20 protein-coding genes and 1 riboswitch are annotated in these 23725 nt (G+C 67.8%); of the genes, 12 read left to right on the top strand and 8 right to left on the bottom strand.

The window, feature by feature from the left end; translation table 11 throughout:
• Window positions 1-459: a response regulator gene (locus IP91_RS12245; protein ID WP_145649223.1), complete on the top strand. Its 459-nt coding sequence runs from the start codon at window positions 1-3 to the stop codon at window positions 457-459.
• An 18-nt stretch (window positions 460-477) separates the two neighbouring features.
• Here the strand turns inward: IP91_RS12245 and IP91_RS12240 are convergent, their stop codons facing one another.
• Window positions 478-2079: a response regulator gene (locus tag IP91_RS12240; protein WP_145649222.1), complete on the bottom strand. Its 1602-nt coding sequence runs from the start codon at window positions 2077-2079 to the stop codon at window positions 478-480.
• A gap of 227 nt (window positions 2080-2306) precedes the next feature.
• Between IP91_RS12240 and IP91_RS12235 the strand changes: the two genes are divergently transcribed.
• Window positions 2307-2933, top strand: coding sequence for a CHRD domain-containing protein (locus IP91_RS12235; protein WP_145649221.1), 627 nt, complete (start codon window positions 2307-2309; stop codon window positions 2931-2933).
• A gap of 89 nt (window positions 2934-3022) precedes the next feature.
• Here the strand turns inward: IP91_RS12235 and htpG are convergent, their stop codons facing one another.
• Window positions 3023-4930, bottom strand: a complete 1908-nt coding sequence (htpG, locus tag IP91_RS12230; RefSeq protein ID WP_145649220.1) for a molecular chaperone HtpG — start codon at window positions 4928-4930, stop codon at window positions 3023-3025.
• 113 nt (window positions 4931-5043) lie between these two features.
• Entirely contained in the window at window positions 5044-6462 is a 1419-nt protein-coding gene (locus tag IP91_RS12225) for an aminotransferase-like domain-containing protein (protein WP_145649219.1), read from the bottom strand.
• 122 nt (window positions 6463-6584) lie between these two features.
• Here IP91_RS12225 and IP91_RS12220 point away from each other — a divergent pair, with 122 nt between their 5' ends.
• The 5 genes from IP91_RS12220 to IP91_RS12200 all read left to right on the top strand — a co-directional run bounded on the left by IP91_RS12220 (window position 6585) and on the right by IP91_RS12200 (window position 12152).
• Window positions 6585-7691, top strand: a complete 1107-nt coding sequence (locus IP91_RS12220; protein ID WP_145649218.1) for a threonine dehydratase — start codon at window positions 6585-6587, stop codon at window positions 7689-7691.
• A complete protein-coding gene (locus tag IP91_RS12215) occupies window positions 7688-8596 on the top strand; it encodes a DMT family transporter (protein WP_229474312.1) in 909 nt (302 codons plus the stop codon). Before IP91_RS12220 ends, IP91_RS12215 begins: the two co-directional genes overlap by 4 nt.
• A 238-nt stretch (window positions 8597-8834) precedes the next feature.
• Window positions 8835-9296, top strand: a complete 462-nt coding sequence (locus IP91_RS12210; protein WP_145649217.1) for a RidA family protein — start codon at window positions 8835-8837, stop codon at window positions 9294-9296.
• Between the two features lie 115 nt (window positions 9297-9411).
• Window positions 9412-10605, top strand: coding sequence for an aminotransferase-like domain-containing protein (locus IP91_RS12205; protein ID WP_145649216.1), 1194 nt, complete (start codon window positions 9412-9414; stop codon window positions 10603-10605).
• A 197-nt stretch (window positions 10606-10802) separates the two neighbouring features.
• Entirely contained in the window at window positions 10803-12152 is a 1350-nt protein-coding gene (locus IP91_RS12200) for a diguanylate cyclase domain-containing protein (RefSeq protein WP_145649215.1), read from the top strand.
• 136 nt (window positions 12153-12288) lie between these two features.
• On the opposite strand, the gene IP91_RS12195 is transcribed toward IP91_RS12200, so the two are convergent.
• Together IP91_RS12195 and IP91_RS12190 are read right to left on the bottom strand one after the other, a co-directional pair.
• Window positions 12289-12861 carry an SRPBCC family protein gene (locus tag IP91_RS12195; protein WP_145649214.1) on the bottom strand — a complete coding sequence of 191 codons (573 nt, stop codon included), beginning with the start codon at window positions 12859-12861 and terminating at the stop codon, window positions 12289-12291.
• Window positions 12862-12945: 84 nt separating this feature from the next.
• The gene (locus IP91_RS12190; RefSeq protein WP_145649213.1) at window positions 12946-15852 is read right to left on the bottom strand and encodes a M16 family metallopeptidase; all 2907 of its coding nucleotides are present in this window, start codon (window positions 15850-15852) and stop codon (window positions 12946-12948) included.
• A 118-nt stretch (window positions 15853-15970) separates the two neighbouring features.
• A riboswitch (FMN riboswitch) is annotated at window positions 15971-16120 on the top strand.
• Between the two features lie 96 nt (window positions 16121-16216).
• Here IP91_RS12190 and ribB point away from each other — a divergent pair.
• The gene (gene ribB, locus IP91_RS12185) at window positions 16217-16900 is read left to right on the top strand and encodes a 3,4-dihydroxy-2-butanone-4-phosphate synthase (protein ID WP_145649212.1); all 684 of its coding nucleotides are present in this window, start codon (window positions 16217-16219) and stop codon (window positions 16898-16900) included.
• 63 nt (window positions 16901-16963) lie between these two features.
• On the opposite strand, the gene IP91_RS12180 is transcribed toward ribB, so the two are convergent.
• Window positions 16964-18331, bottom strand: coding sequence for an MFS transporter (locus IP91_RS12180; RefSeq protein ID WP_145649211.1), 1368 nt, complete (start codon window positions 18329-18331; stop codon window positions 16964-16966).
• A 116-nt stretch (window positions 18332-18447) separates the two neighbouring features.
• Here IP91_RS12180 and IP91_RS12175 point away from each other — a divergent pair, with 116 nt between their 5' ends.
• The 4 genes from IP91_RS12175 to IP91_RS12160 are packed head-to-tail and all read left to right on the top strand — an operon-like array spanning window position 18448 to window position 21824.
• A complete protein-coding gene (locus IP91_RS12175; protein WP_145649328.1) occupies window positions 18448-19320 on the top strand; it encodes a LysR family transcriptional regulator in 873 nt (290 codons plus the stop codon).
• A gap of 42 nt (window positions 19321-19362) precedes the next feature.
• Window positions 19363-20196, top strand: coding sequence for an MlaE family ABC transporter permease (locus tag IP91_RS12170; RefSeq protein ID WP_229474310.1), 834 nt, complete (start codon window positions 19363-19365; stop codon window positions 20194-20196).
• Window positions 20197-20202: 6 nt separating this feature from the next.
• A complete protein-coding gene (locus IP91_RS12165) occupies window positions 20203-21165 on the top strand; it encodes an MlaD family protein (RefSeq protein WP_145649210.1) in 963 nt (320 codons plus the stop codon).
• Window positions 21162-21824, top strand: a complete 663-nt coding sequence (locus IP91_RS12160) for a hypothetical protein (protein WP_145649209.1) — start codon at window positions 21162-21164, stop codon at window positions 21822-21824. The genes IP91_RS12165 and IP91_RS12160 overlap by 4 nt, the downstream gene beginning before the upstream one ends.
• Before the next feature lie 3 nt (window positions 21825-21827).
• On the opposite strand, the gene IP91_RS12155 is transcribed toward IP91_RS12160, so the two are convergent.
• Together IP91_RS12155 and IP91_RS12150 are read right to left on the bottom strand one after the other, a co-directional pair.
• On the bottom strand, window positions 21828-22799 hold the full coding sequence (locus IP91_RS12155) for an SDR family NAD(P)-dependent oxidoreductase (protein WP_145649208.1): 972 nt from the start codon (window positions 22797-22799) through the stop codon (window positions 21828-21830).
• A 29-nt stretch (window positions 22800-22828) separates the two neighbouring features.
• Window positions 22829-23587, bottom strand: coding sequence for an SDR family NAD(P)-dependent oxidoreductase (locus tag IP91_RS12150; RefSeq protein WP_145649207.1), 759 nt, complete (start codon window positions 23585-23587; stop codon window positions 22829-22831).
• Between the last annotated feature and the right edge of the window lie 138 nt (window positions 23588-23725).

The following is a 23725-nucleotide window of genomic DNA, read 5'->3' as shown; positions in this document are numbered from 1 at the left end:
ATGCTGAAGCCCATCCTGCTGGTCGAGGATAATCCCCACGACCTCGAACTGGCCCTGATCGCGCTGGAAAAAAGCCAGCTCGCCAACGAGGTGATCGTCGTGCGCGACGGCGCCGAAGCACTCGACTACCTGCACGCGCGCGGCGAGTTCATCGACCGCGTGCAGGGCAATCCCGCCGTCGTGCTGCTGGACCTGAAGCTGCCGAAGGTCGACGGCCTGGAAGTGCTGCGCGAGATCCGCAACGTGATGCACCTGCGCGCGCTGCCCGTGGTGATGCTCACCTCGTCCCGCGAGGAGCAGGACCTGGTGCGCAGCTACGAGCTGGGCGTCAATGCCTATGTGGTGAAGCCGGTGGAGTTCAAGGAATTCGTCCGCGCCATTTCGGACCTGGGCGTGTTCTGGGCCGTGCTGAACGAACCGCCACCGGGCTCGCAGCGCTACGTGCGGCCGAACAGCTGACCGGCCGGCCGTTGGACCTTACGCCGCCGCCCTGCGCCGGCGCAGCATGTGCCGGATGCGTGCGCTCAGCACCTCCGGATTGTAGGGTTTCGGCAGCAGGCTGACACCCGGATCCACCCGGCCCTCGTGGGCCAGCACCCCTTCCGCGTAACCGGACGTGAACAGCACCTGGGCCTCCGGGCAGCGGTCGCGCACCTTGTCGGCCAGCTGCAGGCTGCTCAGTTTGCCCGGCATGATCACGTCCGTGAACAGCAGGTCGATATTGACCCCGTTGTCGACGATGCGCGCGGCCTGGTCCGCATCCTCCGCCTGCAGCACGCGGTAGCCCAGCGTGGACAGCAGGGCCGCCGTCGTATCGCGCACCGCTTCCTCGTCCTCGACCACCAGGATGGTTTCCACGCCGCCGAACAGCGGCGCGTCGCCGGTGTCCTCTTCCTCCGGCATCGCCTCGGCGGCGCTGCGGCGCAGGAAGATCTTCACGCTCGTGCCCTGGCCCGGCGTGCTGTCCAGCACGATCTCGCCGCCGGACTGCTTGACGAAGCCATAGCTCATCGACAGGCCCAGACCCGTGCCCTGGCCGGTCGGCTTGGTGGTGAAGAACGGCTCGAAGGCGCGCTCCAGCACATCGGGCGGCATGCCCTTGCCGGTATCGGCCACTTCCAGCATCACGTAGTCGCCATCGCCCACCTTGGCCAGTTCCGGCGAGCCGGCCCGGATGTTCCGCGAGCGCAGCGTGAGCTCACCGCCGTGCGGCATCGCGTCGCGCGCATTGATCGCCAGGTTCAGGATCACGTTGTGCAGCTGGCTCGGATCGACGGCGGTGCTCCAGCACCCGGGCGCGATGTCGCTGCCGATGTGCGCCTGCGGGCCCAGCACGCGGCGCAGCATCTCTTCCATTTCCAGCAGCACGGCGGAAGGATCGATGACGACGGCCTGCAGCGGCTGCCGGCGCGCGAAGGCCAGCAGGTGGGCTGCCAGCCGCCCGCCCCGTTCCACGCCGGTCAGCGCCGAATCGATGCGGTTGCGGGCATTGTCGGACAGGCCGCCCATCAGCTTCACCAGCTGCAGGTTGCCGCCGATGATCTGCAGGACGTTGTTGAAGTCGTGCGCCACGCCGCCCGTCAGCTGGCCGATCGCTTCCATCTTCTGCGCCTGGTGCAGCGCGGCCTGGCTGGCGCGCAGTTCCTCCTGGCTGCGAGCCAGCGAGGCAAACGCTTCGTCGCGCTCGCGGCGCGCCACGTAGGCGGCACTGTGATAGCGCAGCCGCGCCACCAGTTCGCGGGGATGCGGCCACTTGACCAGGTAATCGTTGGCGCCCGCTTCGAACGCGCGCACCTTGACCTCGGCATCGTGTTCGGAGGACAGCAGCACGATCGGCAGGTGTTCGGTGCGCGGGTCGGCGCGCAGGCTGCCCAGTACGCCGAAGCCGTCGACGCCGGGCATGCGCAGGTCGACGAGGACGATCGTGGCCCGGTGCTGCACCGCCAGCTCGACAGCGCGTTCCGAGCAATGCTCGTAGCACAGGGTGATGTCGATGTGGGATTCGAGGCAATGCAGGAGGTAATCCTGTGCCAGGGTCTCGTCGTCGATGAGCAGGACGGAGCAGGAGCTGGATTGCATGACGTCAGCGGCCCAAAGGCTTTAATAAAAGGCAAGAATGGATTCTACAACATAGTGAAGTGTGGCGTATCTAACGGATTCAGCCGTGCAGGTCATGCTATGCCGGAATTCTTGACAGCGCGGCGACGGCCGCCGGACCGGCCGCCTCAAGTGCCTGATTTACCGATCACTGCGCATGCAGGCGCGCGCTTTGCTTGACCGGTCTCGTCTATAAAAAGGAGACGGACATGAACCATTCATCGCTACGCGGGAAGCTGTTGCAGGGCGTCGCGGCCCTGGCGCTGTGCCTGGCCGGACTCGATGCCGGCGCGGCCGTCTACACCACCACGCTGTCCGGCGCGAACGAGGCGCCACCGAACGCCTCGCCCGGCACCGGCACGGCCGTCGTCGATTTCGACATCGCCACGCACACGCTCACGCTGGACGTGGCCTTCGCCGGCCTGCTGGAAGGCACGACGGCAGCGCATATCCACTGCTGCACCGCGATCGCCGAAACCGGCACGGCCGGCGTGGCCACCCAGGTGCCCACCTTCGTCGACTTCCCGCTTGGCGTGACCTCGGGCAGCTACCGGCGCGTGTTCGACACGTCGCTGGCCGCTACCTGGAACGCCGGCTTCATCACGGCCAACGGCGGCACCACGGCCGGCGCCGAGGCGGCGCTGCTGGCCGGCCTGGACACGGGCCGCGCCTACCTGAACCTGCACACCTCCTTCGCGCCGGCCGGCGAGATCCGCGGCTTCCTCGAACCCGTGCCCGAACCGGCCGAGGTGGCGCTGCTGGCCGTCGGCGCGCCGCTGGTGCTGCTGGCGGCGCAGCGCAGGCGGCGCGGCGGTGCCCAGGCCGCTGGACGATGATGGCATCGCCGAAATGGCAGAGGCCGTGTCCACTTCGGGGTCTGACCCCAAGGTGGACACGGCCTCTGCCGTAGAACGATGAACGCGGCTTACTTCAGCAGCATCTCGTTCATGCGGCGCACGAAGGAGGCCGGGTCGGCCAGCGTGCCGCCTTCGGCCAGCAGGGCCTGGTCGAACAGCAGGTGGGCCCAGGCGGTGAACTGGCCGTCGCCTTCGTTTTCGTACTTCAGGCGCGTGACCAGCGGGTGGTTGGGGTTGATCTCGAGGATCGGCGTGGACTCCGGTGCGTTCTGGCCGGCGGCCTTCAGCATGCGCAGCAGGTTGCCGGACAGTTCGTTCTCGTCCGCCACCAGGCAGGCCGGCGAGTCGGTCAGGCGGAACGTCACGCGCACGTCCTTGGCCTTGTCGCCCAGCGCATCCTTCATCTTCGTGACGAGGTCCTTGTACTGCGCTTCCGTTTCCTCGTGCTCCTTCTTCTCCGCTTCGTCTTCCAGCGTGCCCAGATCCAGGCCGCCCTTCGCCACCGACACCAGTTCCTTGCCATCGAAGTCGTTCAGGAAAGACAGCATCCATTCGTCCACGCGGTCCGTCAGCAGCAGCACTTCCACGCCCTTCTTGCGGAAGATCTCCAGGTGCGGGCTGTTCTTCGCCGCCGTGAAGCTGTCGGCCGTCACGTAATAGATCTTGGCCTGGCCTTCCTTCATGCGGGACACGTAGTCGGCCAGCGCGACCGTCTGTTCGGTCGAATCGGTGTGCGTGGACGAGAAGCGCAGCAGCCTGGCCAGGCGTTCCTTGTTGGCGAAGTCCTCGCCGATGCCTTCCTTCAGCACCTGGCCGAACTCGTTCCAGAAGGTGGTGTACTTGTCCTTCTTATCCTGCTCTTCCGCGTTCGCCAGTTCCTCCAGCATGCCCAGCACGCGCTTGGTCGAGCCTTCCCGGATGGCCTTGACGTCACGCGACTCCTGCAGGATCTCGCGGGAGACGTTCAGCGGCAGGTCGGCCGAGTCGATCACGCCCTTCACGAAGCGCAGGTAGGTCGGCATCAGCTGTTCGGCATCGTCCATGATGAACACGCGCTTCACGTACAGCTTGATGCCGCCGCGCTTGTTGCGGTCCCACAGGTCGAACGGCGCCTTGGCCGGGATGTACAGCAGCTGCGTGTATTCGCTGCGGCCTTCCACGCGGTTGTGCGTGTAGGTGAGCGGCGCGCCGAAGTCGTGCGACACGTGCTTGTAGAACTCTTCGTACTGTTCCGGCGTGATGTCGCTCTTGCTGCGCGCCCACAGCGCGCTGGCCTGGTTGATCGTTTCCAGTTCGTCGCTGACGACGTTTTCCTTCTTCTCGTCGTCCCAGTCTTCCTTCGCCATGCGGATCGGCAGGGAGATATGGTCGGAGTACTTGGTGATGATCGACTTCAGCTTCCAGGTTGACAGCAGCTCGTCCTCGCCTTCGCGCAGGTGCAGGATGATGCTGGTGCCGCGCGTGGCCTTCTCGATCGGCTCGATGCTGTAGTCGCCCTCGCCGGCCGATTCCCAGCGCACGGCTTCATTCGCCGCCAGCCCAGCGCGACGCGTCTCGACGGTGATCCTGTCGGCCACGATGAAGCCGGAATAGAAGCCCACGCCGAACTGGCCGACCAGCGCGGCGTCCTTCTGCTGGTCGCCGGAGAGCTTGCCGAAGAATTCCTTGGTGCCGGACTTGGCGATCGTGCCCAGGTGGCTGATCACTTCGTCGCGGCTCATGCCGATGCCGTTGTCGGCGATGGTGATGGTGCGAGCCGCCTTGTCGAACGAGACGGTGATTGCCAGTTCGTGGTCGTCGCAGTACAGCGCGTCGTTGTTGATGGCTTCGAAGCGCAGCTTGTCGGCCGCGTCGGACGCGTTCGAGACGAGCTCGCGCAGGAAGATTTCCTTGTTCGAGTACAGCGAGTGGATCATCAGCTGCAGCAGCTGCTTGACTTCTGCCTGGAAGCCCAGAGTTTCTTTGTTATCGGCCATTGTTGTCCCCGTGTGAGCAAAAAGGTTGATGCATGAATTCGTTGCCGGAATATGGGACTGTCGATGCCCTATTTCAAGACCGGCCCTGTCGAGAGCTTGTTACGATAACATTCTCACAAGTTCTTCTGCAAGAAGCGCCAGATCGCCGGATCCTGCATGGCCGCCACGTTGAGTCGCATGAAGGTGGACGGCAGCTGGCTCGGCGAGAACAGGCTGCCCGGTGCCAGCAGGATGCCTTCGCCCATCGCCCGCTCGGCCAGCACATTGGTGTCCGTGCCCGCATCGGCCCAGACGAACATGCCGGCCGGCGGCGCCACGTCGACCGCCAGGCCCACGCGTTCCATCTGTCTTACGGTGCGGGCGCGCAGGCCGTCCAGCCGGGCGCGCATCCGTTCCGCATGCTTGCGGTACGCCCCTTCCGACAGGATCTTGTGGACGATGCGTTCGCCGATATCGCTGGTGGTCAGCGTCTGCAGCATCTTGCGATCCGCCAGCCGGCGCGCCAGGTCGGGCGACGCCGCGATGAAACCCACGCGCAGGTTGGCGGCCATCGTCTTGGAAAAGCCGGACAGGTAGACCACGCGCTGCAGCTGGTCCAGCGCCGCCAGCCGGGTGGCCGGCTGCACGGCGCTGCCGGGATGCAGGTCGCTGTAGATATCGTCCTCGATGATCGTGAAGCCGTGTTCCGCGGCCAGGCGCAGCACCTGGAATGCCTTGGCAGCCGACAACGACGTGGAGCTGGGATTGTGCAGCACCGAGTTGATGACATACAGCCGCGGCTTGTGCAGCGCCGCCAGTTCGGCCAGGCGCGCCAGATCCGGGCCGTCCGGCAGGCGGGGCACGCCGATCACGCGTGCGCCCAGCGCGGCAAAGGAGCCGAACATCAGGAACCAGGCCGGATCGTCGACCAGGATCGTGTCGCCCGGCCGGGTGAATTCGCGCGCCACGATGTCCAGCGCCTGCGTGACGCCGGCCGTGGTCACGAACTGCTCGGGCGCGGCGCCGATCTCCAGTTCCGCCAGCTTGCGCTGCAGCTGTTCGCGCAGCGGCAGGTAGCCCTGCGGCGTGCCGTAGTTGAGCAGGAACTGGCTGTCCAGCCGGCCGATCGCACGCAGCGCATTCGTCACGCTGGCGCCATCGAGCCATTCGCCGGGCAGCACGCCGGTGCCGGGCATCTGCCGGTGCGGCATCTGGCGGAACATGTTCCGCACCAGCCAGCTCACGTCCAGCGCGCCATTGGCCGGTTCGGGCACGACCGTTGCCGCCGTCGGCCGCACCGGTGCCCGGTCGCGGATGAAGAAGCCGGCGCCGCGCCGCGATTCCAGGTAGCCGCGCGCCACCAGCTTGTCGTACGCGGCCACCACGGTGAATGGCGACACGCCATGGTGCTCGGCGAAGCGGCGGATGGACGGCATGCGGCTGCCGCTGCGCAGCTCGCGCTCGTCGATGCGCACGGCCACGCTGCGCACGATCTGGTCGGTGAGCGATTCGCCCGTGTCGCGGGCCAGCGTGGCGGCAAGTGGGGAATTCATGGCGCCCTTTCGTTGTACTGGTTATTCAACCGCTACAGTTATGCGAAGAGTGCCGGCGAGTGTACTGGCACTGTACCGGCCATTTATTCTACGATAAAAGCTCGTCCATTCCAGAGGTTCCCATGCTGCCGACCCTGCACGACATCGAAGCTGCCGCTGCCATCGTCCATGACGCGATGCCGGCCACGCCCCAGTACTCCTGGCCGCTGCTGGATGCGGCGCTGGGCACCGCGGTGTGGGTGAAGCACGAGAACCACACGCCGGTGGGCGCTTTCAAGGTGCGCGGTGGCCTGGTCTACGTTGAAAAATTGCTGGCCCGCGCGCCGCGCGTCCCGGGCCTGATCACGGCCACGCGCGGCAACCACGGCCAGTCACTGGCCTTTGCGACCCGCCGCCACGGCCTGCCGCTGACCATCGTCGTCCCGCACGGGAACAGCGTGGAGAAGAACGCGGCCATGCGGGCACTGGGCGCCACGCTGATCGAGCACGGCGACGACTTCCAGGCCGCCCGCGAGCATGCGATGCTGCTGGCCGAAGGGGATGGCCTGCACATGGTGCCCTCCTTCCACGCGGACCTGGTGGCCGGCGTGGCCACCGGCTGGCTGGAGCTGCTGCGCGCGCGGCCGGAGATCGGCACGCTGTTCGTGGCGCTCGGCCAGGGCAGCGGCTTCGCGGGCGCGCTGGCGGCACGCGAGGCGCTGGGCCATCAAGCACGCATCGTCGGCGTGGTTGCGCAGAATGCGCCGGCCTATCTGCTGTCGTGGCAGCAGCGCCGCGCGGTGACCGCCCCGGTCGTCGACACGATCGCCGATGGCCTGGCCTGCCGCGTGCCGGACCCGGCGTCGCTGGCGCTGCTGCTGGCGCATGCGGACGACGTGGTGGCTGTCAGCGAAGCCGAGGTGGCGGCCGCGATGCGCCTGTATTACACGGCCACGCACAATGTCGCGGAAGGCGCCGGCGCGGCGGCCCTGGCTGCGGCCCTGCAGCTGAAGGACGATTCCCGCGTGCGCAACGCCACGGTGGGCCTGCAATTGAGCGGATCGAATGTCGATGCGGCGGTGCTGGCAAGGGTGCTGGCCGAAGGCACGCCTGCCGATGCGGCCGTGCTGACAAGGGTGCTGGCCGAGGGCACGCCTGCCGATGCGGCCGTGCTGACAAGGGTGCTCGCCGAGGGCACGCCTGCCGATGCGGCGGTGCTGACAAGGGTGCTGGCCGAGGGCACGCCATGAGTACGCTCGCCACGCGCTCCGGCGCCCTGCCCGCCGAAACGGCCGGCATGCTGCTGGGCCTGGCCGGCGTGGCCATCTTCAGCCTCACGCTGCCGTTCACGCGGCTTGCCGTGGCGGAGATCGATCCGCTGTTCGCCACCGTCGGCCGCGCCGTCGTCGCCGCGTTGCTGTCCCTCGCCTGGCTGCGCTGGGCGCGGGTGCCGCCGCCGCCGCGCGCCGCACTGCCGGCCCTGGCACTGGTGGCGGCCGGCTGCGTGATCGGCTTCCCGCTGCTGACCTCCATCGCCATGCGCACGCTGCCGGCGGCGCATGGCGCCGTGCTGGTCGGCATCCTGCCGCTGGCCACCGCCCTGCGTGCGGCGCTGCGCGGCCACGAGCGGCCCTCGGCCGGCTTCTGGTGCATGGCGCTGGCGGGATCGGGCCTGGTAATCGCGTTCGCGCTGCGCGACAGCGGCGGCACCTTGCAGTCCGCGGACCTGCTGATGCTGGCCGCCGTGGCCGCTGCCGGCATCGGCTATGCGGAAGGCGGCCGGCTGGCGCAGCAGATGGGCGGACAACAGGTGATCGGCTGGGCGCTCGTGCTGGCGCTGCCCGTGTCGCTGCCCCTGACGGCATGGCGGGCCTGGCAGCACGGCGCCGCGCTGGCGTCCGCGAGCCCCGCCGCCTGGACCGGCTTCGCCTACCTGGGCGTGTTCTCGATGTTCATCGGCTTCGTGTTCTGGTACCGCGGCATGGCGCTCGGCGGCGTGGCCCGCGTCGGCCAGGTACAGCTGCTGCAGCCGTTCCTGTCGCTGCTCGGCGCCGCGCTGGTGCTGGGCGAGCCGCTGCAGGCCGACCACCTCGCCTTCGCGCTGGCCGTCATCGCCGTCGTCGCCCTGGGCCGCCGGATGGCGGTGAAGCGCTGAACATCAACAGCCGAGCTCGTGTCACATGGGGTCAGGCACCGTGACGCGAGCTCGGCAGTGTGATCATGGTCCTGGCGTCATGCCGCGAAGTGGGCAGATGAATGGAAGAGACCGTGTCAGGGTGCCTGCCCCCATGTGACACGAACTGAGCCGTGGATGGTGCCCCGGGGCCGGCGCCAGGTCGTACAATAATGGTCTTTCCGGCCTCCGCCGCCACCACCGCAACAATGGAGATGCAATGTCCGTCTACGAAAAACTGCAGTCGCTCGATATCACGCTGGCGCCGCCGGCCGCGCCCGTCGCCGCCTATGTCATGTACGTCCAGACGGGCAACCTGGTGTTCCTCTCCGGCCATATCGCCAAGAAGGCGGACGGTTCCGTGTGGGCCGGCCAGCTGGGCAAGGACATCGACACGGCCGAAGGCCAGCAGGCCGCGCGCGCCATCGCCATCGACCTGCTCGGCACGCTGCAGGAAGCCTGCGGGGGTGACCTGAACCGCGTCACGCGCATCGTCAAGGTGATGAGCCTGGTGAACTCCACGCCGGACTACACCGACCAGCACCTGGTCACCAATGGCGCCTCCGAACTGATCGGCGAAGTGTTCGGCGACGCCGGCAAGCATGCCCGCTCGGCGTTCGGCGTGGCGCAGATCCCGCGCGGCGCCTGCGTGGAGATCGAACTGATCGCCGAGATCAAATAAGCTTCAACGTCCGTTTTCGAATCACGGCGGCGGCCTACCCGGACGCCGCCTCAAAAGGCCGCCACAAGCGCGCCTGTTCGCCGGGCCCCGCCCGCATTTTTCCTGAGAGAGCCGCATGACCATCGACCATTCCAATCCGCTTCAGTGGCGTTTTTCCGACCGTGCCACCGCCCTGCAAAGCTCGGCCATCCGCGAGATCCTGAAGATCACGCAGCAGCCCGAGATCATCTCGTTCGCGGGCGGCCTGCCGTCGCCGGCCACCTTCCCCGTCGACGTGATGAAGGCGGCGTTCGACAAGGTGCTGACGACCAGCGGCCACACGGCCCTGCAGTACGGCCCGACGGACGGCTACATGCCGCTGCGCCAGTGGATCGCCGATTCGTTCTCGAAGGACGGAGCGAAGATCGTGCCGGAACAGGTGCTGATGGTGTCCGGCTCGCAGCAGGCGCTGGACCTGCTGGGCAAGGTGCTGATCAACGAAGGCGACCGCGTGCTGGTCGAGACGCCCAGCTACCTGGGCGCGCTGCAGGCATTCTCCGTGTACGGTCCGAAGTTCGCCTCCGTGCAGACGGACGACGATGGCCTGATCCCTTCGTCGATCGCGCCGGTGGCGGAAGGCGCGCGCCTGCTGTACTCGCTGCCGAACTTCCAGAACCCGACCGGCCGCACGCTGTCGATCGCACGCCGCCACGAGCTCGTGGAAACCTGCGCCCGCCTCGGCCTGCCGCTGATCGAGGACGATCCCTACGGCGCGCTGTCGTACAACGGCGATCCGCTGCCGAAGATGGTGGCCATGAACCCGGACGGCGTGATCTACATGGGCTCCTTCTCGAAGGTGCTCACGCCGGGCATCCGCCTTGGCTATGTCGTCGCGCCGCAGCCGCTGGTGCGCCGCCTGGAACTGGCCAAGCAGGCCGCCGACCTGCACACCGCGCAGCTCACGCAGATGGTCGTGCATGAAGTGGTCAAGGACGGCTTCCTGGACCAGCACATCCCCACCATCCGCGACCTGTACGGCAAGCAGTGCCAGGCGATGCTCGATGCGCTGGCCGAGTTCTTCCCGTCCGGCGTGAAGTGGACCAGGCCGCAGGGCGGCATGTTCATCTGGGTCACGCTGCCGCAGCACATCAACGCCGTCGAGCTGCTCGATGCCGCGATCAAGGAGAAGGTCGCCTTCGTGCCGGGCGCGCCGTTCTACGCCACCGATCCGCTGACCAACACGCTGCGCCTGTCGTTCGTGACGGTGCCGCCGGAGCGCATCCGCCACGGCGTGTCCGTGCTGGGCCGCCTGATCAGCGCGCGCATGTAAGCGTTCGCCTGCCATGCAAGAGCCTGCCCCGCTTCGGCGGCGCAGGCTCTTTTGCCATGCAAAGTCCGCAGTTCCGGAAAAACCGCTACGCCCCCGTGGCGCGAAGCGTATCTTTTTCACCAAATAAAAGATGACTTGCAACAAATTAGACTTTCCCAGGAGTATTATCAAGAACCAGACATTCTGAACGAGCCAGCATGAATCTACGCGAAAGCGCGGCCGCCTTCGGTCCTACCGGACTGCGCGATCCCGCGATCCTGATCGTGGACGACGCACCCGACAATCTCGCGGCGCTGCGGACACAGATGGTCGAACAGGGCTACCAGACCTTCGTGGCCAATTCCGGCGAGCGCGCGCTGCAGCTGGCGCAGCGTGTCCACCCGGACCTCATCCTGATGGACATCGTGATGCCGGACATGGACGGCTTCGAGGCCTGCCGCCTGCTCAAGGCCCATCCCGTCACGCAGCGCATTCCCGTCATCTTCATGAGCGCCCGCACCGAGGCGGAAGACGTGGTGGCCGGTTTCGACCTGGGCGCCGTCGACTACATCGGCAAGCCGCTGCGCATGGCCGAAGTGTGCGCCCGCGTGCGCGCCCAGCTGCAGATCCGCGCCAGCAGCGAAACCCAGCAGGAACAGGCGGAACGGCTGCGCACCATCGTCAACAGCATGGCCGAAGGCCTGTTGATCATCGAAGCGAGCGGCCGCATCCAGTTCACCAATCCGGCCTGCGACCAGTACCTGGGCTACCAGGCCGACCAGCTGTCCGGCCGCTACATCGGCGACCTGCTCAATCCCCTGGTGGCACAGGAGTACCTGGACTACTTTGCCCGCCACGCCGCCAATCCCGCCACCGCGCACAGCCACGGCACGCGCGAGGTGATCATCCGCCACCGCAACGGCAACTCGGTGTGCATGGACCTGACGCTCACGCCCATGTTCCTGCGCCAGCCCCTGTTCATCGGCCTGCTGCACGACATCACGCACCACAAGCTCTCCGAGGATGCGCTGCAGCGCGCGGCGATGGTCGATCCGCTCACCAAGATCGCCAACCGGCGCCACTTCGACAGCTTCCTGGAAAAGGAATGGCAGCGCGCCACGCGCACCGGCGCGCCGCTGTCGCTGGTGCTGCTGGACGTGGACCACTTCAAGCTGTACAACGACTCGCTGGGCCATGCTGCCGGCGACATCTGCCTGCAGCAGGTGGCCGGCGCGATCGCCACCCATGCGCTGCGCGGCACCGACCTGGCGGCGCGCTACGGGGGCGAGGAGTTCGTGCTGCTGTTTGCCGAGACGGACCTGGAAGCGGCCACCGGCCTGGCCGAGGCGATCCGCGCGCATGTCGAGGCGCTGCGGCTGCCGCATCCGAAATCGCCCACCAGCCCGTGGATCACGGTCAGCATCGGCGTGGCGACGGCGTATCCTCAGCAGCTCGACATCACCGAAACGCTGTTCGTGGCGGCCGACCGGGCCATGTATTCGGCCAAGGAGGATGGCCGCAACCAGATCTGCGCCACGCGCACCAGCGGGGCATCCGGCGTGCGCTAGAAGCAGGCTTACAGAGCAGGGTTACAGAGCAGCTTTACGGAGCAGCTTTACGGAGCAGCTTTACGGAGCAGGGTTACCGAGCAGCTACGAAGCAGCTTCACGGAGCAGCTTCACGGAGCAGCTTCAAGCCGCAGCCTTACGGAGCCCGGGTCTGCGCCGGGGTCGGTGCCGGTGTCGGCGTGTCCCTTTCCGCGGCTGTCTTCAGCCGCGCCAGGCCTTCCTCGAAGTCCGGACCCACCATGCTGTCCATGCTGGAAAAGACGCCCATCACCCTGATCAGGAACGGGCTGTCGCCGGACATCGTCCACGTCACCTCGGTGCCGGTGCCGTGCGGCCGCAGCTCGAAGCGCGTGTCGCCTTCGGAGTCGATCGGCTCGTAGAAATGCAGGCGCACGGCCACCAGGACGGCGGGCGTGCTCTCCACGATCTGCATGCGGCCTTCGCCCACGTCATGGTTGCCGCTGAACGCATAGGTGGCGCCCTGCCCGGCCGCCGCGCCGGAATAGGTACGCCGCATCGCCGGATCGAGCTGCTCCCACGGCGACCAGGCGGGCCACCGGTGGAAGTCGTTCAGGTAGGCGAACACCCGCGCCGGCGGCGCCGCGATCACCACGCTGCGCTGCACCCGGAACGTGTCGGGCTGCGTCAGCGCCAGGCCCACCACGACGGCGACGATGACGAGCGCCGCGGCCGCGATCCTTTTCAACATGACGGTCTCCTTCGTTGTCCGCCAAGGCTAGCATAATGATTGGCGCGTGCCGCACGACAGGATGCCCTGGCGGCCCTCGCTTGCCTATGCGCCGGGAGCCGCCGCCATGTCCTTTCCTTCCTTTGCTTCCTTCACATCCTTACCCGCTTTCGCTTCCGGGTACAGCACCACCTGCACGTAATTGCCGAAGTCGAAGTACTGCTTCGCCGCGGCCTGCAGGTCGGCCGCGCCGACCGCCGCCACGCGCGCCTCGAAGTCGAGGATCGATTCCGGCGCGACGCCATTGACGTAGGCGCCCTGCAGGTTGCTCATCCAGTAGCCGTTCTCGCGCAGGCTGCGGCGGTAGGTGGTGATCCAGTTCTGCTTCACCTTGGCCAGGTCGGCCGCCTCCGGCCCGTGTTCCTGCAGCTTGCGGATCTCGGCAAACGCCGCGGCGATCACCTTGTCGACGTTCTCGGGACCGCATGGCAGGCCCAGGCCGATGGAGTAATTCTCGTAGGGCAGCTTGGCGATACCACCACTGGCGCCGCCGCCGTAGATCAGGCCCTGCTGTTCGCGCAGCACTTCGGTGAGCTTGAGGTTCAATACTTCGATGAGCGCCTGGGCGCGCAGCTGGCTGGCCTGCGAGTACTGCGCCGGTCCCGTGAAGGTGATCGACACGGAACTCTTCTGCTCCGCGCCGCGCCGCACGTCCTTCCTCACCACCCCGCGCACCGGCCGCACGCCCAGGTCGCGGAAGTCCACCGGGATGTCGTCGGCGGGCAGCGCGGCGAGGTAAGTGGCCAGCAGCGGCTTGATCTTCGCCACCTCGAAACTGCCGACGAAGAAGAACACCAGTCCCTTGGCGCTGTGGAAGCGTTCGCGGTAGATCTGCTGCGCGCGATCCAGGCCCACCTTGTCGAAGTCCTCCGGCCGCGGTGCGCGCGCCACGCGCGGATGGTTGCCGAATACGGTGGCGCGCACGGTATCGGCAAACGCCGCTTCCGGCCGCATCAGCGCGTTGCGCGCGGCATCCCGCTCGCGGGCGATGAAGGAGTTGAACAGCACTTCGTCGCGCCGCGGCCGCGTGAACTGCGCATACGTCAGCTGCAGCAGCGTCTCGATATCGGCGCTGCCGGCGCTGCCGGCCACGCCTTCCGTCACCTCGCCAAGCGACACGCCGGCCGTCACGCTGCTGCCGGCCAGGATCTTCTGCAGGTCGGTGGGCGAATAATCCAGCACGCCCATGCGCGCCGCCAGCGGACTGGCATAGCGGGCGTTGTAGATGTCCGCATCGCCATACAGCGACTGGCCGCCGAAGCGCACGGCGCTCATCAGGACCTGGTCGTTGCGGAAGTCGGTCGGTTTCAGCATCACCTTCACGCCGTTCGACAGCGTCAGCTCCGTCACGCCCAGGGCTGCGTTGCGCTGCTCGGCCACGATGCTGCCGGCGGCCGGCGGCTGCTCCAGCAGCTTCGTCGCATAGGTCTTTTCGGCGCGCGCGGTGATCGCGGTGTCTCTGGCCTTATCGACGGCGGCCAGCAGCTCGGCCGGCGCGGGCCGTACGCCCTCCTTCAGGTTCCCCATCAGGATCACGAGCTTCTTGTCGTCCGATGGAATGGCGGCCCGCACGGCGGCATTGACTTCGTCCAGCGTGATGCCGGGCACCAGCGCCTGCGCATACGCGTACTCGTTCTCGATGCCGGGCAGCGGCTCGCCTTCCAGGAAGTTGCGGAGGTATTCGGCGGCGAAACCGCCGGAATCCGATTTGTCGCGCTCCGCGTACATGCGCTCGTAGTTGCGCAGTACCGTCTTCTTCGCGCGCTCCAGCTCCGAGGCCGTGAAGCCGAACCGGCGCGCCCGCTCGTCTTCCTGCACCAGCGCGTTGATGGCCGGGATCGGACCGCCCTTGCCGAGCAGCGCGGACGCCGAGAAGGAGCGGTAGCCGCGCACCACCTTGCCCATATTGCTGCCGCCCTGGATGAACGGCGGGTCGGCCTGCTGCGTCAGTTCCATCATGCGCTGGCTGAGCATCATGCCGTACAGCCGCTCCACCAGGTCGCGGCGGTAGCCGGCATAGGTGGGATCTTCCGGATGCGGCACGATCGGATAGCGGATCAGCAGTACGTCGGACGGCGCTTCGCGGTCCGACACCACCAGGCCTTCGGAGGTCTTGCGTTCGGGGATCACGGCATACTCGCGCGGCCGCGGGTTCTCAGGGTTCTTCAGCTGGCCGAAGTGCGCGCGGATCTGCCGTTCCGCCTCGGCCGGATCGATGTCGCCGACCACGATGACGGCCATCAGGTCGGGCCGGTACCAGTCGCGATAGAAGCGCTTCAGGGCTTCCGGCTTGAAGGTGCGCAGCACGTCGGCCTTGCCGATCGGCAGGCGCTGCGCATAGCGCGAACCGTTGAACAGCTTCGGGTACAGCAGCTGGTTCATGCGGTCGTTGGCACCCTTGCCGAGCCGGAGTTCCTCGAGCACGATGCCCCGTTCGCTGTCGATGTCCGCCTCGTTGAACGTCAGGCCGCCGGCCCAGTCCTGCAATACCAGGAAGCCCTTCTCCACGGCTTCCTTCGATTCGGTGGGAATCGGCAGCATGTACACCGTTTCGTCGAACGAGGTGTAGGCATTCAGGTCGCGGCCGAACTTCACGCCGATCGACTGCAGGTACGACACCAGTTCGTGGCGCTTGAAGTTGGTGGAGCCGTTGAAGGCCATGTGTTCGGTGAAGTGGGCCAGGCCCTGCTGGTCGTCGTCCTCCAGGATCGAGCCGGCTTTGACCACCAGGCGCAGCTCGACCTTCTTCTCGGGGCGGGCATTGCGGTGGATGTAGTAGGTCAGCCCGTTGGGCAGCTTGCCGACCTTCACATGGGGCGCGACGGGCAGGATGTCGCCGGGCGCGGGCAGCGCCGAGGACAGCGGCGCGGCAAGGGTAGTCTGGATCATCAGCGAGGCGCTCAGCAGCGCGGCAGCGGTGGCGGTGGCGAGTCGAAAGGTACTGAACTTCATGGAGCGATGAGGGGTCAGTGGGCGATGGCCCCACCATACCAGAATCCGCCGCCTCTGCTACAATCGTCCGGCTGCCGCGTTCGCGCGGCGGCTTTTTTTAACAGTACTTTTTTAATCATTACGTCTTCGGGGCGGGGTGCGATTCCCCACCGGCGGTATGGCCTGCACTGCGGGCCGAGCCCGCGAGCGCTTCCGGTTCCGCCGGAAGGTCAGCAGACCTGGTGCGAGGCCAGGGCCGACGGTATAGTCCGGATGAAAGAAGATGTGCGTTGTACGTGCCTGCCCTTGCAGCATCGCTGCCGCATGGGTGCACGCGTATTCGCTTTGCCCTGATGCGTTTTTCGCCAAGCGAGGAGCGTTTCACATGTCCGTTCAAGAGTTCGTGCAAGAGATTGCCGCAGTAGTTCCCGTCACTTCCCCTTCCCTGTTTTCCGATGACCTCGAGGGCCGCATCGCCGCCGCGCTCGACGCGATGCGCAGCGGCGTGCCCGTCGTGCTGCTGGACGATTTCGACCGCGAGAACGAGGCCGACCTGATCGTCGCCGCCGAAAAGCTCACCGTCGCGACGATGGCCGTGCTGATCCGCGAATGCAGCGGCATCGTTTGTCTCTGCCTGGAGGCCGAGCGCGTGCGCGCGCTGGAGCTGCCGCCGATGGCCATCGAGAACGGCAGCCGCTACGGCACGCCGTTCACCGTGTCGATCGAGGCGCGCCATGGCGTGACGACGGGCGTCTCGGCGCTCGACCGCGTGACGACCATCCGCGCGGCCACGGCGGCCGATGCGCAGCCGTCCGACCTGGTCCGCCCCGGCCACGTGTTTCCGCTGCGCGCCAGCCCGGGCGGCGTGCTGGAACGGGCCGGCCACACGGAAGGCTCCGTCGACCTGGCCCGCATGGCCGGCCTGCAGCCGGCCGCCGTGCTGTGCGAGCTGATGAACCCTGACGGCACGATGATGCGGGGCGACGCCATCGAGGCGTTCGCGCGCGAGCGCGGCATGCCGATCCTGACCATCGCCGAGATGATCGCATGGAGAAAGATCCACGGCTGATTGCTGCACAGCGGATCGCTGCACGGCTGACTGGTGCACAGCTGGCCAGTTGACCGGCCGTGCCTAACCTTCCATAACCTGATCCGCCAGCAGCGCCGCCGGTGCCGCCGCCGGCTGGCGCACGCCGTGCCACACGGCCAGCCAGGCGCAGGCCAGGCCCGCCGCGATGGCGCCATACACCAGCGCCAGCCGCAGCCCCCAGTCCGGCACCGCGTGCAGGATCGTGCCGGCCAGCGCCACGCCCAGCAAGGCCCCCACCTGCCGGTTCGCGTTCAGCGCGGCGCCGGCACTGTTGGCGAGCGCCTTGCCGCCGGCGCCCATCACCGTGGCCGTCATCGCCGGTATCGCGAAGCCCAGCGCCACGAACAGCAAGGTCCCGCCCATCACCACCAGCCAGGGCGGCGTCTGTGCCGCTGCCCCCGTGAGCAGCAGTGCAGCGGCTGCGCCGCCACCGAGGCCGGCGAGCAGCGGCATCCGCGTGCCGTATGCAGCGATCGCGCGTCCCGACAAAACATTCATGATCCCGGCGGCCGCTGTCATCGGCAGGATCGCCAGCCCCGTGCCCAGCGCGCCGATGCCGTGGCCCTGCTGCATCAGCAGGCTCACGACGAACAGCTGGCCGAAGGTGGCGACATTGATCATCAGCCCCGTCACCAGCGCGGCGCGGAACGGCGCGCTGCCATAGAGAGCACGGGGCAGCACCGGCTGCGCGGCGCGGCGCTCGCGCCGGACCAGCAGGACGCCCAGCAGCATGGCCGTCGCCAGCGCGGCAAGCACGGGCGGTGCGGTCCAGCCAAGTTCCGGCCCGTCGATCAGCACGAATGCCAGTGAAGCCAGCGCACCCGCGCCCAGGCCGTGGGAAATGAGGCCCAGGGAGCGTGGATGGGACGGCGGTGCCGGCGCGCGCCACCCTGTCAGGACGATGCCGGCCACGCCCAGCGGCAGGTTCAGCCAGAAGATGCTGCGCCAGCCGAACGTCTCCACCAGCAGTCCGCCAGCCAGCGGTCCCACGGTGGCTGCGGCGCTCACCAGCGCCGACCACAAGCCGAACATGCGGGCGCGCTGGCGCTCGTCGTCCACCGCATGCATCAGCAGCGCCAGGGAGCTGGGCATGAACAGCGCGGCGCCGCAGCCCTGCAGGAGGCGTGCCGCGACCAGGGCGCCGCCACCAGGCGCCAGCGCGCACAGCACCGAGCCCAGCACGAACACGGCCAGGCCGCCCTGGTAGGCCCGCCTGGCGCCGTAGCGGTCGGCCAGCGCGCCGCCGGCCAGCAGCAACGCGGCAAATGTCAGCGTGTAGCCGTCGACGACCCACACCAGCCCGGACAGCGGCACCTCCAGATCGATCGCGATCGCGGACAGGGCCGTGTTGACGGCCGTGACGTCGATCATCGCCATCACGAACCCGATCGCCAGTGTCAATAGCAGCATGGCAGTTCTCCTTCGCACAAACGCATAGACTAGGCGCCTTGCGTGATGCAGTAAAGCCGCATACCATCGGCGCATTGATGCAAAAATGCAGCAGGGGCCCAGGATGGATCGAGATGATGGATTGGGATAACACCCGGGTGTTCCTCGGGATCTACCGGGCCGGCACGCTGCGCGGCGCCGCGGCGCAGCTGGGCATAGACCAGGCCACCGCCGGGCGCCGGCTGGCGGCACTGGAAGGCGCGCTGAACGCGAAGCTGTTCCTGCGCACCCCGTCCGGCTACGTGCCCACGCCGGCCGGCGAAACGGCCGCGCGCTCGGCCGAGAAGATGGAAAGCGCGGCCCACCAGCTGGAGCGGGAAATGCAGGGCACCGACAACCGCCTGTCCGGCGTCGTGCGCGTGGCCACGACCGACACGATGGCGCAGCACTTCGTCATCGGCGCCGTGCAGGCGCTGCACCGGCAGCATCCGGACATCCGCGTGGTGCTGTCCGTGACGACGGCCGTGTCGAACCTGACGCGCCGCGAAGCCGATCTGGCCGTGCGCACCGTGAAGCCGACCGATCCCGACCTGGTGGCCCGCCACCTGGGCCGGCGCGAGGCGGGCCTGTACGCCAGCCGCCAGTACCTGAAGCAGCATGGCATGCCGCGCGAGGAAGATGGCCTGGCCGGCCAGGACCTGGTGATCTTCCAGGCTGCCGTGAAAGCCAGCCATGGCACCCAGCTGGCCGGCCTGCCGGTGGCGGGCGCGCGCATCGTGCTGGAAGTGAACACGGGATTGATGCTGCAGCACGCGGCACGCAGCGGCATCGGCATCGCCGAACTGCCCGTGCACATGGCCGATCCCGATCCGCAGCTGGTGCGCCTGTTCCCAGCGCAGGTGCACCGCTACGACGTGTACCTGGTGATGCACGGCGACCTGCATCGCAGTGCGCGGGTGCGGGCGGTGGCCGATGCCATCGTCGCGTCCGTGGACAGCGCGGTGCACTGATCCGTGCCCTGGACCCGACGGCAGGAATGTTAAGATGGCAAGATGATCGACCATGTATCACTTCTGCCGTCGCTGACGCGCCTGCACCGCGAGACGATGATCTGGCTGACCAGCTGGTGGCGGCTGGCGCAGTTCGGTGCGCTGATCCTGGCGCGCGCCGCCACGCCATCGACCTACCGGCGCGACAACCGCGCCACGCTGGCCAGCCACCTGGTGCTGGGCACGGCGCCGAACCTGCTGTGGTTCTGCGTGCTGTCCGCGCTGATCAGCCTCGTCATCATCCGCATCGTGGTGGTGACGGCGCTTTCGTACGGCCTGTCCGGCTATGCGCTGGAGATGGTGGTGCGCGTGCTGGTGCTGGAACTGATCCCGCTGACGGCGGCACTGTTCGTGGCGCTGCGCAGCACCCTGCCGGCCGGCGTGGAGTTCGCGCAGCGCCGGCTTGCTGCCGCCGCAGCAGCCCCGGCCGGCTCCGCGGGGGCAGCGGCCGATCCGGGCGAGGCGCTGCGCCGCGAGTTCTATCCGCGCGCCGCCGCCGGCATCTTCTCCGTCTGGCTGCTGGCCGCCGTCAGCTGCATCCTCACGCTGGTGCTAGCCTACCTGATCATCTACGGCTTCACGCCGTATGCCCTGCCCGGCTACACGCGCGTGGTGGGCCAGATCTTCAATCCCGCCGTGTCACTGATCCTGCTGCTGAAGATCGGCTTCTTTTCGCTGGCCGTCGGCATCATTCCGCTCGCTTCGTCCTACTACGATGCGGCCGCCAATCCGTTCGCCGCGCGGCTGCGCTTCACGCACGGGCTGGCCGACATGGTGCGCATGTTCTCCGTGATCCTGCTGATCGAAGCCGCTTCCCTGATGGGCAATTACTATTGACATGAAATGACCGAGACGACCGAAACGACCGCTCCTGCCGAACCCGCGCCGGTACGCAATGCCGAATTCAAGGCCGCGCTGCTGCTGATCCTGATGGTCGTGCTGATCGCCGGCGCCGCCCTCTACCTGATGTACGCGCGCGGCGCCTTCGAGGCCACGCAGCGCCTGGTGCTCACGGCCGACGATTCGGAAGGCGTGGCCGTCGGCATGGACGTGACGTTTGCCGGCTTTCCCATCGGCCGCGTGCGCGTGATCGAACTGAGCCCCGAGGGCAAGGCGCGCGTGCTGGTGGACGTGCCGAAGAAGGATGCCCACTGGCTGCGCACCAGCAGCATTTTTACGCTCGAGAAGGGCATCGTCGGCGGCGCCAAGCTGCGCGCCTTCACGGGCATCCCGACCGACCCGCCGCTGCCGGAAGGGGCCGAGCGGGGCCTGCTGGTGGGCGATGCGGCCGGCGAGATTCCCAAGCTGCTGGCCGCCGCGCGCGACGTGCTGGCGAACGTTTCGGCACTGACGGCGGCCGATTCGGCGCTTGGCCAGAGCCTGCAGAACGTGCAGGGAGTGACGGATAAACTGAACGGGCCGGGCGGTGCCATGGGCCTGATCGCCGGCGAGGACAAGAAGTCGCGCGAGCTGCTGGCCAACGCCAATTCGCTGATCGTGCGCGCCGACAAACTGGTGGGCAACGCCGATGCGAAGGTCTTCGGCGACAAGGGTGTGGCGACCGATGCGCAGGCCGCGATCGTGCAGCTGAACGGCCTGCTGGCCGATGCGCGCCTGAGCCTGAAGAAGATGGACGCGGTGCTGGACGAAGCGCAGGCCGTCGGCAAGAACGCGCGCGTGGCCACCGAGGACCTGGGCGCCTTGCGCGCCGATGTCGACACCAACCTGCGCAAGATCGAGCAGCTGGTCAACGAGATCAACCGCAAGTGGCCGTTCAAGCGCGACCCGGAGATCAAGCTGCCATGATGCGTTCATCCATTTTCGCCACGGTTCTCCTCGTCGCCGCTTGCAGCAGCAGCCCGCCGGTGCCCGACTGGAAGATGAATGCGCAAAGCTCGCTGGAGCGCGCGACGAACGCCTACATGGCCGGCAAGGACCTCGTGGAGGCCACGGAGTTTGCACGCGCACGAAGCGACATCGCCGCCACCGGCAAGATCGATCTGGTCCTCCGCGCGGAACTGATCCGTTGTGCCGCACGCACGGCCGCCCTCGTGTTCGAAGAGTGCGCCGGCCTGGCAGCATTGCGCGCCGATGCCACCGCAGCCGATGTGGCGTATGCCGATTACCTGGCGGGCCGTGCGCGGCCGGCCGATGCGCCGCTGTTGCCCGAGCCGCAGCGGGCCGTGCTGGCTGCTGCGTCCGACCAGGCCGCGGCAGCGGCCGTGGCGGCCATGAAGGATCCGCTGTCGCAGCTGGTGGCGGCCGGCGCGCTGTTCCAGGCCAACCGCGCCACGCCGGAGCTGGTGACGCTGGCCATCACCACGGCCTCCGACCAGGGCTGGAAACGGCCGTTGCTGGCGTGGCTGACCGTGCAGGCGCTGCGCGCCGAGCAGGCCGGCGATGGCGAGGAAGCGGCGCGGATACGCCGCCGCATCGCGCTGGTGGAAGGGCCGCCGGCGCGCTGACGGTCAGGTGCCGGTGCCCGTGCCGGTCAGCGCCTCGCTGGCCTCCCACAGCCGGCGCGCCCGGTCGCCATCGAGTGCGTACGAGCGCACGCCATCGGCAAAGGGATTGGGCAGGTCGTTGACGGGAGCGACGGCGCAGTCCTCCAGGTAGCGGCCGCCGATCAGTGCCGGGTCGGCCACCACGCCGGCCCAGACCGGGGTGGCGGCCACCTGCCCGATCGACTTCAGCACCGGCGGCGGCAGGCCCGCGTCGGCACGCGCCTGGCCCACCGTCTCGAACAATCCCTGCAGATCTTCCTGCGCCAGGTGGCGCGGCAGCCCGGTCAGGCTGTTGCCGGGCATGACGGCCGCCGCGCGGATGCCACGCGCGCGGTGGCGGCGGTCGAACTCCACCGCGAACAGCGCATTCGCCGTCTTCGACCTGCCATACGCCAGCCAGGGGTCGTAGGCCTGATGCGCGAAGTTCGGATCGTCCAGGTCCACGTCCGCGATGCGGTGCGCCTGCGAGGACAGCACCACGAGGCGCCCGCCGTCTGCCAGCAGCGACGCGACGCCATTGACGAACACGAAGTGGCCCAGGTGGTTGGTGCCGAACTGCCGTTCGAAGCCGTCGGCCGTGTGGCCGAACGGCGTGGCCATGATGCCGGCGTTGGCGACGATCGCGTCGAACCGTCCGCCCTCGTCCAGCAGCCGTGCCACGGCGGCGCGCACGCTGTCCAGCGCTGCCAGATCGAGGTCGATCAATGCAAGCCTGCCGCCACCTGCCGCGGCAGCACGCACCGGCGCCAGCGCCGCTTCCGCCGTGCCGATGTCGCGCACCGCGCCGGTAACGCTGGCGCCATGCGCCACCAGCGCGCGCGCCGTCTCCAGGCCGATGCCGGACGACACGCCCGTCACCAGGAAGCGTTTGCCTGCCAGGTCGATGCCGGCCAATACTTCCTCCGCCGTGGATGCGGCGCCGAATGTCGTGCTCATGAAATGCCTTTCGTTGAATGAAGCGGGGTTCAGGTACCCAGGCCGCCGGAGACGTCGATCGCGCCGCCGGTGATGTAGCCGCCGTGCGGGCCGGCCAGGAAGGCCACGGTCGCGGCCACCTCCTCCAGCGTGGCGATGCGGCGGATCGGATGCAGGTCGAGCAGGGCGGCCGGGACGCCGTCGCCCAGCACCTCGCTCGACATATCGGTGGGCATGACCCCCGGCTGCACCACGTTGACCGTGATGTTGCGGCCGCCCAGGTCGCGGGCCACGCCGCGCGCATAGCCGGCGATGGCCGCCTTGGTGCCTGCGTAATCGGCGGCGCCCGCGAACGGCACGACGCTGCCCAGCAGCGAGCCGATGAAGATGATGCGGCCGCCTTCCGACAATGCCGGCGCGGCCGCTCGCGTGAGGGCCACCGGCCCCATCACGTTGACCTGCCACTGGCGGCCCAGGTTCACGGTGTCGAGCGCGGGATCGTCGACCGTCCTGCCCTGCACGGCGATCGCCGCGTTGTTGACGAGGATGTCGAGCTGGCCGAAGCGGGCCACGACCTGTTCCACCAGGGGCCGTGCGGCTGCCATGTCGGCCTGGTCGCTCCGGATGGCGATGGCCCGCGCGCCCTGCTCCTCCAGGCGTTCGACCACCGCCTGCGCCTTGTCCGCCGAAGCGACATACGTGATCGCCACGGCCGCGCCCTGCGCCGCGAGTGCTGCCGCGATGGCCGCGCCCAGTCCGCGCGAGCCGCCGGTCACGAGAGCGACCTTGCCTTCCAATGCTTTCGACATGATGAACCTTTCAGATTTGATGTAAGCGGCGCACTGCCGCACGACCTGCACGGCGATCGATTTAATAACCATCGTTACAGTAACGATCGTTAAGATAACGAGGAGTATATAATTCGGCAAGACGCTGTCAAGCGTTTT

The sequence above is a fragment of the Pseudoduganella lurida genome, from assembly GCF_007830455.1.
GTDB lineage: Bacteria > Pseudomonadota > Gammaproteobacteria > Burkholderiales > Burkholderiaceae_D > Rugamonas > Rugamonas lurida.
Note: the sequence above shows the minus strand (reverse complement) of the source record. Positions and strands in the feature narration are given on the sequence as shown.

Bases quoted from the DNA above. Each gene is read 5' to 3' on its own strand.
- IP91_RS12180 (WP_145649211.1), bottom strand. From the start codon at position 18,331: ATGCTGCTATTGACACTGGCGATCGGGTTCGTGATGGCGATGATCGAC.
- IP91_RS12165 (WP_145649210.1), top strand. From the start codon at position 20,203: ATGACCGAGACGACCGAAACGACCGCTCCTGCCGAACCCGCGCCGGTA.
- IP91_RS12150 (WP_145649207.1), bottom strand. From the start codon at position 23,587: ATGTCGAAAGCATTGGAAGGCAAGGTCGCTCTCGTGACCGGCGGCTCG.
- IP91_RS12175 (WP_145649328.1), top strand. From the start codon at position 18,448: ATGGATTGGGATAACACCCGGGTGTTCCTCGGGATCTACCGGGCCGGC.
- IP91_RS12205 (WP_145649216.1), top strand. From the start codon at position 9,412: ATGACCATCGACCATTCCAATCCGCTTCAGTGGCGTTTTTCCGACCGT.
- IP91_RS12220 (WP_145649218.1), top strand. From the start codon at position 6,585: ATGCTGCCGACCCTGCACGACATCGAAGCTGCCGCTGCCATCGTCCAT.
- IP91_RS12200 (WP_145649215.1), top strand. From the start codon at position 10,803: ATGAATCTACGCGAAAGCGCGGCCGCCTTCGGTCCTACCGGACTGCGC.
- IP91_RS12190 (WP_145649213.1), bottom strand. From the start codon at position 15,852: ATGAAGTTCAGTACCTTTCGACTCGCCACCGCCACCGCTGCCGCGCTG.
- IP91_RS12245 (WP_145649223.1), top strand. From the start codon at position 1: ATGCTGAAGCCCATCCTGCTGGTCGAGGATAATCCCCACGACCTCGAA.
- htpG (WP_145649220.1), bottom strand. From the start codon at position 4,930: ATGGCCGATAACAAAGAAACTCTGGGCTTCCAGGCAGAAGTCAAGCAG.
- IP91_RS12215 (WP_229474312.1), top strand. From the start codon at position 7,688: ATGAGTACGCTCGCCACGCGCTCCGGCGCCCTGCCCGCCGAAACGGCC.
- IP91_RS12155 (WP_145649208.1), bottom strand. From the start codon at position 22,799: ATGAGCACGACATTCGGCGCCGCATCCACGGCGGAGGAAGTATTGGCC.
- IP91_RS12210 (WP_145649217.1), top strand. From the start codon at position 8,835: ATGTCCGTCTACGAAAAACTGCAGTCGCTCGATATCACGCTGGCGCCG.
- IP91_RS12235 (WP_145649221.1), top strand. From the start codon at position 2,307: ATGAACCATTCATCGCTACGCGGGAAGCTGTTGCAGGGCGTCGCGGCC.
- IP91_RS12170 (WP_229474310.1), top strand. From the start codon at position 19,363: ATGATCGACCATGTATCACTTCTGCCGTCGCTGACGCGCCTGCACCGC.
- IP91_RS12195 (WP_145649214.1), bottom strand. From the start codon at position 12,861: ATGTTGAAAAGGATCGCGGCCGCGGCGCTCGTCATCGTCGCCGTCGTG.
- IP91_RS12225 (WP_145649219.1), bottom strand. From the start codon at position 6,462: ATGAATTCCCCACTTGCCGCCACGCTGGCCCGCGACACGGGCGAATCG.
- IP91_RS12240 (WP_145649222.1), bottom strand. From the start codon at position 2,079: ATGCAATCCAGCTCCTGCTCCGTCCTGCTCATCGACGACGAGACCCTG.
- ribB (WP_145649212.1), top strand. From the start codon at position 16,217: ATGTCCGTTCAAGAGTTCGTGCAAGAGATTGCCGCAGTAGTTCCCGTC.
- IP91_RS12160 (WP_145649209.1), top strand. From the start codon at position 21,162: ATGATGCGTTCATCCATTTTCGCCACGGTTCTCCTCGTCGCCGCTTGC.